Genomic DNA, 14582 nt, shown 5'->3' with positions numbered 1-14582 from the left:
AGAAGTTCGACCGACTCGCATTGCCTCGAATTGCCAGTCGCAACTATAAGACGCATCGTGCCTTGGCTAAATTCCGTTCCTCAAACGACCGCGCGCTCCAACATGGACGTTCTGCCGCGCATCACCGCACAATTCTTCGAGCTATTTCGGTCGATGTCACCCATGCGTCGCGTGGCATCGATAGCGATCTCGCTCGCGGTTGTCGTTGGCTTTGGTGCCTTGCTGCTTTCGAATAGTCGGGCCAGCTATCAGCCTGTGTCGTTCGGAAGGGCGTTTGTTGGCGATGAACTCCCGGCGGCGGAACAGGCGCTCAAAGCGGCGGGATTTGTCGATATTCGACGTGATGGTTCACGATTGCTCATTCCAGCCAGGGATCTCGAACGCGGCAATGCCGCACTGCTGGCCGTCAACGCACTACCCGCCGATTTTGGCTCGCAAATGTTAAAGCATTTCGAGACCTTGGGGCCGTTCAGTACGGATCGCCAGCGACAGCAAATGAAAGAGGCTTTGCTGATTCAGGAACTGCGCAGCACCATCAAGCAGATTCCCGGGATCGACGACGCCCGGGTGGCGATTGCGTATTCCGATCGGCGGCATGGATGGAATCAGAAACCACGTACGACCGCGAATGTCACTTTGAAATCGGCTTCAGGCTACGAGATCACGGCGTCGCTGGTGGATTCATTGCGGCACGTCGTGGCGAACATGGTTCCCGATCTGAAGCCTGTCGACGTCACGGTTTTTGATGTCGCTCGGGGACACGCCTACCATGGCGATCGGATGGGCGAACCGTCGACGAATGGATCACTCCCGGCGAACGAAACGCTGATTGCTCAATATGAGCAGCAGCTTCTGAAGGCGCTTTCCTACATTCCCAACGTCAGTGTCGCGGTGCAGTTCGACAAGGACACCGAATCGCGTGTTGCGACGACGACAAATTTTCAATCTGACGAACGGGCTGAATTTGATTCCGTCGCGAATCGTCCTGCTGTGATCATGCAACCGGATTCACATTCGGCCGCATTTCGAGGTACGTCTACCGCACTTCCGAGTTCCGGTGCGCCGTTGCCTTCGTCGGATGCGTTGCGAACGACTGGGCTGCGAGTCAGCGTCTCAATTCCCCGCGACTACCTTCGCGCGGTGGCTGCCAGTCGATCCTCAAAATCGCGAAGTGCAGCAGCGGATTCTGAGTCCTACATGATGGAAGACGAAGTCGCGGCCACGGTCGAGCGCGTTGTGCGGCGTCTGATTCCTTCGACCTCCTCTCACGACGCAATTTCGGTCACGTTTGTTGATCGGATATCTGCCGATCGGAATAGCGACGGGCCGCAGCTCAATTGGAATCAGACGATTGAGCATGCTCGGCGATGGCAGAAGGAGATCAGCTACGTCGGCGTGGTATGCTTGGCGTTCACACTGATTTGGCTGTTTCGTCGTCCGGCGAAACAGGCTGAGGGCACTTCGGACATGACGTTCCCCACCGAATTCGAGGAACCTGGCCCCTCGATCGCGATTGCCGAGGAGGTCGAAATTCCGCGTCCCACCGTTCCTGTTGTCGATCGGGTGGCCTTATTGCGGGACGATGTGCGGGCTTTGATCGGCTCTGACACCATCGCTGCGGCAACCGTCGTTGGACAGACATTGTCAGAAGTTGGTTCCGTGGCGAGCTACAGTGAAACTGACGGAGATCGACAGGCTGCAATTCTGTTATTAAGTCTTGATCAGTCGCTCGCGTCCGAGTTGCTTGGAAAGCTTACGCGTGAGAAGGTCGAGCAGATTACTTTTGCGATTGCAAAGGCTGATAATATTACACGCGATGAACAGGAACGAGTCCTCAGTTCGTTTCAAACGTCGTTCCTGTCTCGGCCGCTGGTGCAGCCTGCTGGGCCCGAAACCGCTCGAATCCTGCTGGAACGGACACTCGAACGCGACGATGTCGAACCCGCGTTGGTGAAGGTGGAAGCACAGGTTGCAGCGGGGCCGTTCGCGTTTCTGCACCATCGGCACGCGGATGAGATCCGTCAGTTGATTCAGGACGAGCATCCGCAGACCATCGCACTTGTCACATCACAGCTATCACCTCCTTTGGCTGCCCAAGTGTTGTCTGGATTTTCGGCCGAAGCACAGGCCGATCTTCTGGGGAGAGTGTCCCGACTTGCGGCGACCGATCTCGATGTCTTGGCGGACATCGCCGCGCTGCTACATGATCGACTTGGTCGCATTCCGGTGCACACCGGTGGCGTCGCCCGTGCGGCGAAAATGCTGAGCGCCGCCGATTCGTCGAGTGCCGCGTCACTCATGAGGACGATCGAAACGCGTGATTCAACGGTGGCGGATGCTCTGAAGGACGAGTTGTTTTCGTTTAGCGATCTGGCTCTGATCGATGACGCAACCTTGCGTTTGGTGATGCAGCGGACGGGCCAGTTTCGCTGGGCTGTGGCGTTGAAGGGTGTGTCGACGGGATTACGGCAGAGGATCTTCAGTTGTGTTGCTTCACCGTTGGCGATGGCATTGAAACGCGAAATCAATGCCATGGGGCCATTGCCGTTGAGCGAAATTACGGTCGTTCAGCGTCAGATTGCCGCGGCGATTCGGGGCCTTGCGATCGAAGAAGAGATTCCGCTGTCAGGTTTGGCATCACGACGTGGAGGGCGGGCCTCGAACGCGACCGTTACCAGTCGTGACACGGTTCGTCCTGCGCAAAGGACAGCCTGATGTCTGACAAAATTGCGCAAGATGCAATTTTCATGTGTTGTAAATAAGTGATATTAATAATTATTGACTAATAAGTCATAAAGTCATTTGAGAGCGTCGTCATGTCCGCTCGGATCATTAAAGCGTCGGAAGTCCGTCAGGTACGCGAACCAGGCTCCTATAATCTCGTCGACTTCCGACTGGCGGCAGAGCAATTGACGGAGGTTGCCTCACGCGAGGCATCGGCGATTGTTGAGGCGGCGCATCGCGAGGCGCACGAGATTCGGGAACGCGCTGCGGGTGAAGCACGAACGTCGGGACTTGACGAAGGAATGCGAGAGGCGACTGAGGCAATTCACCGACAAGCGAGTGAAATTGCCGAGACGCAAATCACCGAGCAATTGTCGACGGCGCTCCCCGCGCTCCAGAACGCGGCGGCACTTCTTCGTGAAGAGCGAGATCGCTGGATTCAGCGCTGGGAGCAAACGGCGGTGCGAATCAGCGTCGCCATTGCTGAGAAATTGCTGCAGCGGCAACTTGAGTCACGGCCGGGCGATGCGAAGGAGATGATTGCTGCCGCGCTGCGACTTGCTGTCGGCCAGCCGCAGTTGACGATTCATCTGAATTCGGCGGACCTGGGGATCCTTGGTGACCGCGCGGTGCAGGTGGTCCAATCGCTGACGGCGTGTGGTGAAACAACGATCGTGTCGGACGCGGGCATGACGCGGGGGGGATGTCGAATCGAAACGCGGCATGGCGAAATCGATGCGACAATCGAAACGATGTTGGGTCGCATCGCGGATGAATTGATGAACTAGTGCCGGTTTGATGACCTGTGTCGCGACGGTGGATCGAATTTCACTAAGGCTGCCAGATGCTGGATTTGGAAGATCATCTTCAGCGGATTGCCGCTGCGAAATTGACCGGGCGTGTCACGAAGATTGTCGGGATGACGATCGCCGTGGCGGGTTTCCCCGCGCCGCTGGGCGCCATCGCCAGGCTCGAAGCGGATCATGGTGGCTCGCTGGAAGCGGAGGTCGTCGGCTTCTCGGGTGAAGAAACGCTCTTGTTTCCTTATGACGAAATGAGCGGAGTTCGGCGCGGAACGCGCGTCGTTCTGGGGCATTCCGTCCAGCGGGTGAAAGTTGGCCAAGGTCTATTGGGGCGGATCATTAATGCACGCGGGGAGTTCATTGATCTGCGTCCGAGTCCAATCTTGCCAGATCGAGTTTGTCTGCATCAGAAGCCGATTCCACCCATGAGCCGCCCTCGGATCGATGAGCCACTTTCGACGGGAGTGCGCGCGATCGACGGCTTGCTCACGATGGGGAAGGGACAGCGGCTCGGGATTTTTTCGGGCAGCGGGGTCGGAAAGAGCACCCTGCTGGGGCAGATCGCGCGAGCGACGGCCGCCTCCGTCAACGTCGTGATTCTCATCGGTGAACGTGGTCGCGAAGTGCGAGAATTCATTGAGCGGGATTTGGGACCGCACGGGTTGTCACGCAGTGTCGTCGTGGTCGCAACGAGTGACGATCCCGCGATTCTGCGGTTGCGAGCGGCGTACTTGGGAACAGCGATCGCCGAGTACTTTCGTGATTCGGCGAGTGACGTCTTGCTGATGATGGACAGTGTGACGCGGTTCGCACAGGCACAGCGTGAGATCGGACTCGCTGCGGGCGAGCATCCTGCAACTCGTGGAAATCCGCCGAGTGTCTTTGCACTGCTTCCCAAGTTACTCGAACGTTGCGGCCGCACGGAACATGGAAGTATTTCCGGATTTTATACGGTGCTGGTGGAAGGAGATGACACCAACGAACCGATTTCCGACACCGTTCGCGGAATCCTGGATGGGCATATCATCTTGTCGCGGTCTCTTGCGCAGCAGGGGCATTTTCCGGCGGTGGATGTCCTGGGAAGCGTGTCTCGATTGATGCCCGATACGACGACGCCGTCGCATCGTCAGGCGGCCAGTTCGTTACGGCAGTTGATGGCGGCGCGTCAGCAAGCGGACGATCTGATCTCGATCGGGGCCTATCAGGCAGGCGCCAATTCCGTCGTCGATGCGGCGCTGCGATTGCAGGCGATGATCGAATCGTATCTGCAGCAGCCGACCCATGATGCCAGCACTTTGGCGGATTCCATTCATCGACTCGAGCAATTGAGGGATGCCAGGAGTGAGATTTGAGTCGACCTCAAATTGCGTTTTTGCGCCGCACAATCGGTTCACGAAGTGACCTGTCGTGGCAAGGGGAAACGCAAATTCGGACGTCGGACAATGTCCAAGATCACGGGCGGGCTGCGATTCCGACTCGATAGAGGTGGGACTGACTGCGTAGTAACAACGACTCGTCGAGGACCGCTGGCGATGCCATGAGTTGTCCGTTCAGGGTGTTGACGGCGACTTCGTCGTATTCGCGTCCCGGCCGGATGATCGTCGTTTTGCCTTCATGACTGCAGAAGTACAGTTTACCGTCGGCGAAAAGTGGCGACGACGAAAAGTTGCCCGAGACCCGCTTGGTCCAGATGACCTCGCCTGTGTTGGCGTCGATGCTTGTCGCAACTCCCTGATCCGAGATGAAGTACAGCTGATTTTCGATAAGGATCGGCGATGGAGTATTTGGGACCTGTTTCGGGATCTTGAATTTGACGTGCGTTTGGGAGACGTCACCCCGGCCGTCGAGACCGATGGCCCAGATCTGCGGCTGCATGAAGCCGGTGCAGATATAGGCCATTCCGTTGCCGACCACAGGGCGTGGGACATTCGAGAATCCTTCGCCGTGGCGCACGCGCCAAATCTCATATCCATCGCGCGGGTCATAGGCGACGACCCACTGCGCTCCGGGGATGATGACCTGATCGCGGTTGTCGACATTCACGACCAGCGGTGTGCTGAATGACTTGTGCACATCACCCGTCGTACCGGTGAGCGGTGGACGCTTGGTCTTCCAGACCTGCTCGCCGCTCATCTTGTCGAGTCCGATGACGTACTGCTGTTCGGTTCCATCGCACGGGACGATGAACAGATCCTGATGGACAATTGGAGAACTGCCGGGGCCAACCGAATGGTTGGACGGCAGTTGTGCCTTCCATTTGATCGAATTCGTTTCGGTGTCCACGCACGCGGTACCGAGTTCGCCAAAGTGGCAATACAACCGAGTTCCATCGAGCACGGGTGACGGAGACGCGAAGCTGTTGAGCGAATGAATCGGTTCGAGCTCAGTCAGAACGAACAGCGGAATGTTGTGTTCGACCGCCCCCGTTCTGGGATTGATTCCGATGGCATGCAGTGCGACGGACTCGAACAAATTCATCTGTTTGGCAACGGGATTTCCCGCCAGTTTTTTCTCCCGCAGTTCCGCCTCTTGCTCTGGGGAAAGCGGCTTTTCGATCGCCGTCGTGAGCCAGATCGTGGAATCGGCGAAGACAGGTGACGACCAGCCACGACCGGGGATCTCGGCCTTCCACAGGATGTTGTCCGTCTCGCTCCACTCGGTTGGCAGGTTGGTTGCCCCTGCGGCGTGACCTTGTCCATCGGGACCGCGGAACTGCCGCCATTCGTTTGCAGAAGACACCTGACAACAAACGGTTGAGATCACAGCGATAGCCAGAGCACGATACAGGGCGTTCATCAAAGACCTCACACAACAGGCGGCGGGAACAATCAGGAATGAACTTGCATAGCGGAAGTTCCAGCATAAACGACGTTGCATACTTCATAAAGTCTGCAGTGAGTGATTGTCTCGTTGCGGACGCACATGTACGGTGATCTCGAAATTTGGTTTCGCTCGAAACGCTGGTCGAGGCTCGTTCTCCAATGACGAACGCGGGGATCGAGCGATCTCGAATCCCCGCGTTTTTTCAAATGAATCACAATCCGATCATCCCCGCGAACTGATCCTCGCGGAGACTTCGATCGGTGACCGGATGGGATCAGTGACCGGATGGTGCTTGCATGACGAAACCTGGATAGGCTTCGTTGCCGTGTTCACCGATGTCCAAGCCTTCGATTTCTTCTTGACGCGTCACTCGCAGCCCCATCGTGGCCTTCAGAATAAACCAGATGACCAGCGAGACGGGGAAGACATAGGCGAAACACATTCCAACCCCGATGGCCTGGACGATGAGTTGATCCGTGCCGCCACCTGTAAACAGACCGGCCTTCAACGTTGTTCCGGCTGGAATCAGCGACGTTTCCGTGAAGAGCCCGATACAAAGTGTTCCGAAGACTCCGTTCACAAGATGGACGGACGTCGCCCCGACAGGATCATCGATCCCGATTCGGTCAAACGACATGACCGCGATCACGACAACCACTCCGGCGATACTGCCAATAATGACCGAACTCCAAATCGAGACGAACGCACAGGGGGCGGTGATTGCGACAAGTCCGGCAAGACAGCCGTTCAATGTCATTCCGATATCGGGCTTACCGAGCAGGCACCACGCGGTTGCCGTGGCGGTAATGGTTGCAAACGCGGCGGCAGTGTTCGTGGTGACGGCCACATGGGACATCAGGCCGGGATCGACACCCATCGTGCTACCTGGGTTGAATCCGAACCAGCCGAACCAAAGGATCAAGCATCCGATTGTGGCAAGCGACATGTTATGACCCGGTATCGCCTGAACTTTTCCCTCGGCTGAATATTTTCCAATACGCGGTCCCAGAACGATGACACCAGCCAAAGCGGCCCAACCACCGAGTGAATGCACTTGAGTCGACCCAGCGAAGTCGAAGAAACCCTTGGAAGCCAAATAGCCACCGCCCCAGATCCAGTGTCCCACGATTGGATAAATCAAGGTGCCCATCAGGAAGCTGAAGACAATGAACGTGTGGTACTTGATCCGCTCGGCCACGGCACCCGAGACGATCGTGGCAGCGGTGCCAGCGAACACAAGCTGGAAGAAAAATTTGGCATTGAGCGGAACACCGGTCCAGCCGATCGACGCGTAGTCTCCTTTGTACCCGTCGCCCGTCGCAGGGCTGTTGTCAGCCCCTTGGACGAATAGCAGACCCGCTTTTCCGTACCAGCCGCCATCGCTTTTGCCTTCTTCAGGCTTATCGTTTCCGAACATCAGGCCCCAGCCGATTGCCCAGAATGCAATTGTGGAAACGGCGAACACGATGAAGTTCTTCGACAGAATATTCACGCAGTTCTTGGCGCGACACATCCCGGATTCGATCGCTGCGAATCCGAGATTCATGAAGAACACGAGCATCCCGGTGATGAGTACCCACACGGTGTCCAGCATGACCTTGATTTCGGCTGTGGTCAGCGGCGCAGGTGGTGGTGGGGTTTCAGCGGCGGGTGTTTCGGCTGCGGTCGCAGGTGCCTCAGTGGTTGCTGCTGCAGCCGGTGCATCCTGGCCCCAAGCCGGTGGCTGCAATGCCATGGAAAAGAGCATTAGCAACGCGGCGAGGCCGGCGGGTACACACCGCCAACCGCTCGAAACAGTCAACATCTTCATCGTGCGCTTCCTCAAAGTATGATTCATTCATAACCGTCGAGAAACAAATTCTCGTCCACCAGATTCGACCCGACTGAATCACGGGAGCGCGCGACTTCAGGGCGAATAATCCGGGCGAACGCAACCTGCGTGCCCGAAAAAGTGACGGCGGAGCAAAAATTTGGCGACTTGAAAAAAACGCCCGCTAATTCGAAGACCTATTTGAGGTCCTTGTCGTGTCGGGAATGTGAAGAAATTTGTTTTCGCATTTCCGGTGTCTGCCTAGCTGCCTTGCAGTTCTGCCTGTGAATCGCGCCAATTTGGTTCTGTGAGGACTCAAACCGGAATTGAAGGCGCGACGCCCTCGCAATGTTCCTGCGCGAGACGCTTGCGAGCCTATCGGGACTGCGACCCGGTGCCTCTTGGTGCCGCTGCAGGTCGGGGGGCCGTGTGGCTCTTTGTGGCGGTCCCCATGCCGGACTTCTGGAGGCGGGAAGTGCACGACGGAACCACGTCGTTGAGGGGCGTGTTGATTGGATCGCCGAGCGTGTGGTGACGACGAAGGTTCTTCTCGTTCCCGTGCTTTTCGAGTTGAAATCATAAAGGGAACAGGCACCTTGCGGAGCCAGTCCCCTTTATGATTTCAACTCGCTGGGAAACTTAACGAGGTTACTTGATCAGCCCCTTGTCTCGTTCGATCATGGCTTCCAATCGGCGAACGTACGCCAGTCGCTGTTTCTCGTCAGCGTTGGCGCGATATTCCGATTTTCGTCGTGTCAGTCGTTCAACCCAGAAATCGGCCAATTCACGAATTTCCAGTTTCTGGCTGAGCATCCAGTTGGGGAAAAGTGACGACGTCACGGGCGAGTCTTTGACATCTTCGGGTGTGAAGCCCCAAAGCAGCCGGTAGACCGCCTCGGCATCGACGGGGGAATAGTAGGTCTCGAGCTCGGCTTTCAGAAGTCTTCCCCGATCGATTTCCATAGGAAGCCACTGCCGCAATCCGTCGCGAGCCGCGAACCGGGCATCTTCGTGCGGGCATTCGGCCAGGGTTTCGACAAGGGCCCGGTAGTTGTGAACGGCGGACAATCCCCGGGTCGCCAGCTCCGCGATCTTAGGATTTTTGGTTGTCTTGACCAGCATCAACAGCGATTGCTCGACAGCCAGGTCCGGCTCGAACGCCTTCTCGAACGGAACCAGATATCGTCGTAGCGGGGCGGTTCGTCGCTTGGACGCATCGGTCCAGTCTGGCGGCGACGCAATCGCGATCGGCTCCATCCTGGACGAGACGTCACGTTCCGGGACAATCGTGAGTGCCTTGGATTGCGGAATCTCGATCGGCGGCCCGTCGCGGTGAGTCCATCTTGCAGTTCCCGACATGACATACAGTGTCGCCATGTACCAGTGGTAATCATTGTATTTCTGGAACTGCACCGGCTCGCGCGGTGTGACTTCGATCGCACAGACGGTGTCACGATTCAGCAATTCGAGCTTCCAGGTATCCTCGCCAATTGTGATTCCGATGGCACCGCGCGCTTCGTCGTCTTTTCGGACCGTCTGCAGCACGAAGCGTCCGTGGCCAATCTCCAGCCCTTGCAGAATGCTGTCGCTGGGGGGCATCAACTTCACGACCGCCTCACTCACCACCAGGGCGCGAACACCCGCTTTTTCAAACTCCAACACGCCATCGAATGGCTCGAGATTGGCGATCGTCTCACCCGGTTTGATCTCCTGACGGCGCGGTGCAGCAAACCAGTGTTGCTGCGATTCGTCGTATCGAACGACGACCCCTTCCGGGGAACTGTATGTGACTTGAAGCTCACTCAGGATCTCGGCGGGGATTTCGGGGACCTTCGCTCCTGGCCGTGGACCTGCGGCCGAGGCCACATTCGGAACCGGTTTGGCAACGGGATCGCCGGGAATCGGTGCCGCGGGTGCGGCCGCATCCTTTGGCTCCGTGGGTGCGTTGACTTCGGGGCTCGGCAGGTCCGCGTCGAAATCGTCCATTGGCGGAGCAGGGTCGAGCCCTTGGGGTAATTCGTTCTGCGCCACAGCGGGGATCGACGACCGAGGTGCTTCTGTCGTCTTGGTGGCCGCCGCAACCGTCGCGGTGGCCGCGTCGTTCTCGGTCGAGGGCGTGCTTTCTTCGCTGTCGTCAGCCGGTGAGATCACTTGATCACGAGGGGCCTTTCGCTGAATCTCACGCGTGGCTTGCTGAAAAATATTGGAGAGGCCGGGAACAAAGAGGGCCGCACAAACCAGGATCAAGGCGGCGATGATCGCGGAAGGCAAGAATCGCGCCGACCATGGCGCGGGCTTCAAGTAGTCCGGTACGGTCGTGATTCGCTCGTCTTCAACCTTGACCGATTTCATGCCCATCTGGATTCCCGATGGCGGGGCGTTGCGCGTCGAAATGGACTCGGGCGTGCGTGACTGAACGCTCAGCGAGGTGTCGCTGGGGACAGCCAATTGCGATGTCGAATCGACGGGGCCGAGCGCATACAGGCGTTCGCGGCTCGCCAGCGAGACCTCGGTCTGCTCACCCAAGATCAGTGTCAGGACCTGATGACAGGAGGCCGTCTCGGCCAGGAGTTCGTCCGACTCCAGCAGGACGCGTTCAACGTCCGCATACGTTTCCGGGGCGAGTGTGTTATCGAGATACTGCGCGACGATGTTTGGATCGATTCCAATACTGGCTCCAAACAGTTCGGGCGCTTTCAGACGACGACGGCGCATGACCTCTTTGATCCGGCTGACGAGCAGCTGGGCCATGGGACTTTCCTGGATCTTCTGTCCAATGATCTTGGTGTCGGCGGGCGACAGGACATCATCCAGGTAGGCCAGCAGTGTTCGCAGCGTCAAACGCATGGTCGTAATTCCTCTGTTCGCTGGCCTGATTCACGGCCAGAAAATCGTACCTCAAATCGCCTCGACTTCGCCGGTCAACATCCTGAGATCTACCCCCTAAGAGGGCGTCGCTCCACCATCATCACCAACCCCAGATCACTTCACCCCGCCCAAATCACCCCGCGAAATCTGGAATCATCCCGCGAGAATTGACCGGTGCCCGGGTGGACCAGCGCACGGCCGCTTTTTGACCGTCAACTTAATAGTGCGAGTTGACGGTAGCTTCCGTACAAGTTTTTTGGACAATCGGGGATTCGAGAGGAATTTTGTCTGCCTGTCGACCGGCAACGGACTGGCAGCAGACCGGGATGTGGAGTGGGGGCGGCTCGGCGAAGGTGTCTGGTCTCGGTGCGGTCGGTTCGGGTGAGTCTGAATGGCTGGTGGTCGACGGGAGACGTTTAATGTTCAGATTCATGGCGAGAATTCTTCCGAGCTTGGTAACCGTCGTCGCGATGGTGTTGAGCGAGCGAGGTTGGGCCGAGGACCCCAAGCCACCGGCGTCCCGTCCCAAGCGAATTCTCCTGCTTGGTCAGAAGCCCGATTCTCATCCCAAGACGACTCATGAATACATGGCAGGTTGCCAGCTGATCGCGAGGCTCTTGCAGAATCGAAATGCGATTCAGGTTGTCGTCGTTCAGGCTGACAATCCGTGGGCCGACGGGCCGGAACTGATCGACGGCGCGGATGCCGTGGTGTTGTTCTTGAGTGAGGGAGCGAAGTGGGTCAGTGCCGATCCGCAGCGTCTGGCGGCGTTCAAACGCCTGGCAGAGCGCGGGGGCGGTTTCAGTTGCCTGCATTGGGGGATGGGCACGCGAGAGGCCCCGCCGATTGCGGACTTCGTCGCGCTGTTTGGAGGGTGCCACGGTGGTCCGGACCGGAAGTATCGCTACACCGACTATCGGGTGGTTCCCGCATCGGTTTCTCACCCCGCCCTGCAGGGTGTCGCCGCGTTCGACGTCCATGAAGAGTTCTACTACGATCTCAAGTTTGCAACCCCTCGAGACCAGGTCACGCCGTTGCTTGCGACCAAGGTCGACGGGTCGGACTACGTCGTGTCATGGGCGATGGAGCGTCCCGACGGAGGACACTCGTTTGGTTTCTCTGGACTGCACTATCATGAGAACTGGAAGCGGATCGAATACCGTCGACTGATCCTTCAAGGAATCCTTTGGACGTTGAAGGAGCCGATCCCCGCGGAAGGGGTGGATGTTGAACTGAACGAATCGGACTTTGCACTGCCTGAGCGTCCCGCAGGAAAGTGAATTCGTTCCACGTGGAACGTTAGGGCGGATGCAGTCGCTTTGGCTGCATGCACCGAATTGGTTGTGTGCACGACATTGGCGGTGTGCACTGCGCGGGAAGTCTGGTGAAGATGTTTCACGTGAAACGTTGAAGGAAAATGCCGATCACCCAGTCTGTTGATGTCGTTGTCCTCGGGCAGGGGCTGGCCGGAACCGCCTTGGCCTGGAGCCTGCTTTGGGAGGGGGCTCGGGTGGTGGTCATTGACCGCGAGGCTCGAGTGGGCTCATCGGGGATTGCCGCAGGGCTCGTGACGCCCGTCACCGGCCAGAAGCTGACCCTCTCGTGGCGGTTCGCGGACTTCTGGCCGCACGCCATCGCGTTCTACCGACGGGTCGAATCGGAAGTTCACCGCCCGTTGTTTCGAGAAGACCGGATGGTGCGTCTGTTCGCTGATGAGCGGGAGCGCCGTGCGTTCAATCTCAGAGGGGAATCGGGCGAGCTCGACGGCGTCGTCTCGGACTCAAGTCCACAGTGCGAACCTTCGCTTGATCAGACACATGGCGGTTTCGAGATGACCTCGGCCGGGCGGCTGGATGTTCTCCTCTATCTGGACTCGTCTCGAGAGTCCTTGCTGCAGCGAGGCTCGTTTCTCCCAGGCGACGTGGATGTTTCACGTGACTTCGAACTGGAGCCATCGGGGGTGACCCTACCGCGATTCGGGATTCGTTCGCGGCGTTTGGTTTTTTGCCAGGGGTATCAGGCCGATCCGAATCCCTGGTTTCGCGACGTGCAGTTCAAGCCGGCGAAGGGCGAGATTCTGACGGTACGAATCCCCGGGCTGACCGAGCAGAAGATCGTCCACCGTGGCATCTGGCTGGCACCGATGGGCGACCAGGTGTTCAAGGTGGGGGCGACCTATGACTGGTCGCACCTCGATTCGATTCCCACGTCCGAAGGGAGAACCGAGATCCTGACGAGGCTCGCTGGGTTTTTGAATCGACCTGTCGAGGTGCTTGAACATGCGGCGGCGGTTCGACCAATCCACCGGAATCAGTATCCGGTCGTCGGGATCCACCCAGTTCAATCGCAACTAGGGATCTTCAATGGATTCGGATCGAAGGGGGTTCTGCAGGCTCCCTACTTCGCGAGCCAGTTCGCGGGAGTTCTTCGAGGTCAGGGTGAGGTCGACGCGGACGTTGAACTGAATCGGAAGACGACCTGGTCCGATGTCGCCACAGCACGGGCGGCGATATCGTTCGAAGCGGCGCGCCACGTGAAACCGCGCCCGTCCAGACCGCTGACCGAACAGGCACAGCTCGCTGTGGGTGAGGTGATTCAGTCGGGTGACGTTGTGATCGACGCGACTACCGGGAATGGATACGACACACACTTCCTGGCGGAACAGGTCGGGCAAGACGGACGAGTGTATGCGTTCGACATTCAGCAGGTGGCCCTGGATCGAACTCAAGCACGCTTGATGGAGGCGGGACTGGAGAACGTGACCCTGCTGAACCAGAGTCACGCGAACATGACGTCGTTGATTCCCTCGGCCGTTCACGGTCACGTCGCCGCCATCATGTTCAATCTGGGTTACCTGCCGAGCGGTGACAAAACATTGACGACCCAACCAGAGTCGACGCGGCAGGCGATTGGGCAGGCAGCCACGCTATTGCGACGGGGCGGGGTCATGACGATCGTGGCCTACATGGGGCACGATGGAGGGAACGCGGAAGCGGACATCGTTCAGTTGACGCTTGGTGGTCTGGGGCCAGGTGAGTTCGAAACGAAGGCGTTCGATAGCCAGCCCGGGAAGAAAATCGGACCACGGTTGTTTCTCGTGAAACGTGTCGTGTGACGCGCGTAAGGTCGTCAATTTGCGTCGCAGATCTGCAGGCCTAACGTGGTCGATCAGTCTCGTAGCCAGGGGCGGAGGCGTCGTCGCCGGAGACCCTGGACCAGATCACATTCAGAAGATTCTGAGGTCTGAATGACCGGAAGGCCTCTTTTAATTCCAGATAGATCACCACCACGGTTTCGTGGGATTGGTTCGTGACAGAAATGAGACGGTACGGTCCTTCAGACCTTTTACGATTTGATGGGGCGGAATTCCACGGCCTCCGGTGAGACCACCTCCGACCCTGGCTATGAGGCTGGCTGGCCCGATTGGGCCTGAGGAATACAGATCGCCTATGCGATACATCTGAACTTGTTCTTCGCCTTGATTGGAACTTGAAACTCAACCGCAAAATGCCGCACAGCGTTGCCTGACTGGGCGGGTGAGCACTTTGAGGCTC

General features: G+C 58.0%; 8 protein-coding genes. 5 read left to right on the top strand and 3 right to left on the bottom strand.

Going from position 1 to position 14582, the window contains the following annotated elements; genetic code table 11:
- Nucleotides 1-102: 102 nt before the first annotated feature.
- The 3 genes from OSO_RS0106885 to OSO_RS0106875 all read left to right on the top strand — a co-directional run bounded on the left by OSO_RS0106885 (nucleotide 103) and on the right by OSO_RS0106875 (nucleotide 4879).
- Entirely contained in the window at nucleotides 103-2715 is a 2613-nt protein-coding gene (locus OSO_RS0106885) for a FliG C-terminal domain-containing protein (RefSeq protein ID WP_010582713.1), read from the top strand.
- A gap of 101 nt (nucleotides 2716-2816) precedes the next feature.
- Nucleotides 2817-3512 carry a FliH/SctL family protein gene (locus OSO_RS0106880; RefSeq protein WP_010582712.1) on the top strand — a complete coding sequence of 232 codons (696 nt, stop codon included), beginning with the start codon at nucleotides 2817-2819 and terminating at the stop codon, nucleotides 3510-3512.
- 56 nt (nucleotides 3513-3568) lie between these two features.
- Nucleotides 3569-4879 carry a FliI/YscN family ATPase gene (locus OSO_RS0106875; RefSeq protein WP_010582711.1) on the top strand — a complete coding sequence of 437 codons (1311 nt, stop codon included), beginning with the start codon at nucleotides 3569-3571 and terminating at the stop codon, nucleotides 4877-4879.
- Nucleotides 4880-4979: 100 nt separating this feature from the next.
- Here the strand turns inward: OSO_RS0106875 and OSO_RS0106870 are convergent, their stop codons facing one another.
- The 3 genes from OSO_RS0106870 to OSO_RS42465 all read right to left on the bottom strand — a co-directional run bounded on the left by OSO_RS0106870 (nucleotide 4980) and on the right by OSO_RS42465 (nucleotide 11007).
- Nucleotides 4980-6323 (bottom strand): BamB-related PQQ repeat family beta-propellar protein, encoded by a 1344-nt coding sequence (locus OSO_RS0106870; RefSeq protein WP_010582710.1) that lies wholly within the window; start codon nucleotides 6321-6323, stop codon nucleotides 4980-4982.
- Between the two features lie 301 nt (nucleotides 6324-6624).
- Entirely contained in the window at nucleotides 6625-8160 is a 1536-nt protein-coding gene (locus OSO_RS0106860) for an ammonium transporter (RefSeq protein WP_010582709.1), read from the bottom strand.
- 648 nt (nucleotides 8161-8808) lie between these two features.
- The gene (locus OSO_RS42465; RefSeq protein WP_010582707.1) at nucleotides 8809-11007 is read right to left on the bottom strand and encodes a hypothetical protein; all 2199 of its coding nucleotides are present in this window, start codon (nucleotides 11005-11007) and stop codon (nucleotides 8809-8811) included.
- Nucleotides 11008-11459: 452 nt separating this feature from the next.
- On the opposite strand from OSO_RS42465, the gene OSO_RS0106830 reads away from it, so the two are divergent.
- Both OSO_RS0106830 and OSO_RS0106825 read left to right on the top strand, forming a co-directional pair.
- Complete coding sequence (locus OSO_RS0106830; protein ID WP_157605070.1) at nucleotides 11460-12308, top strand: ThuA domain-containing protein; 849 nt, start codon at nucleotides 11460-11462, stop codon at nucleotides 12306-12308.
- 137 nt (nucleotides 12309-12445) lie between these two features.
- Nucleotides 12446-14143 carry a tRNA 5-(aminomethyl)-2-thiouridylate-methyltransferase MnmM gene (locus tag OSO_RS0106825; RefSeq protein ID WP_010582705.1) on the top strand — a complete coding sequence of 566 codons (1698 nt, stop codon included), beginning with the start codon at nucleotides 12446-12448 and terminating at the stop codon, nucleotides 14141-14143.
- Nucleotides 14144-14582 lie beyond the last annotated feature (439 nt).

The sequence above is a fragment of the Schlesneria paludicola DSM 18645 genome (assembly GCF_000255655.1).
Taxonomy (GTDB): Bacteria; Planctomycetota; Planctomycetia; order Planctomycetales; family Planctomycetaceae; genus Schlesneria; species Schlesneria paludicola.
This window is presented reverse-complemented; position numbering and strand designations above follow the sequence as displayed.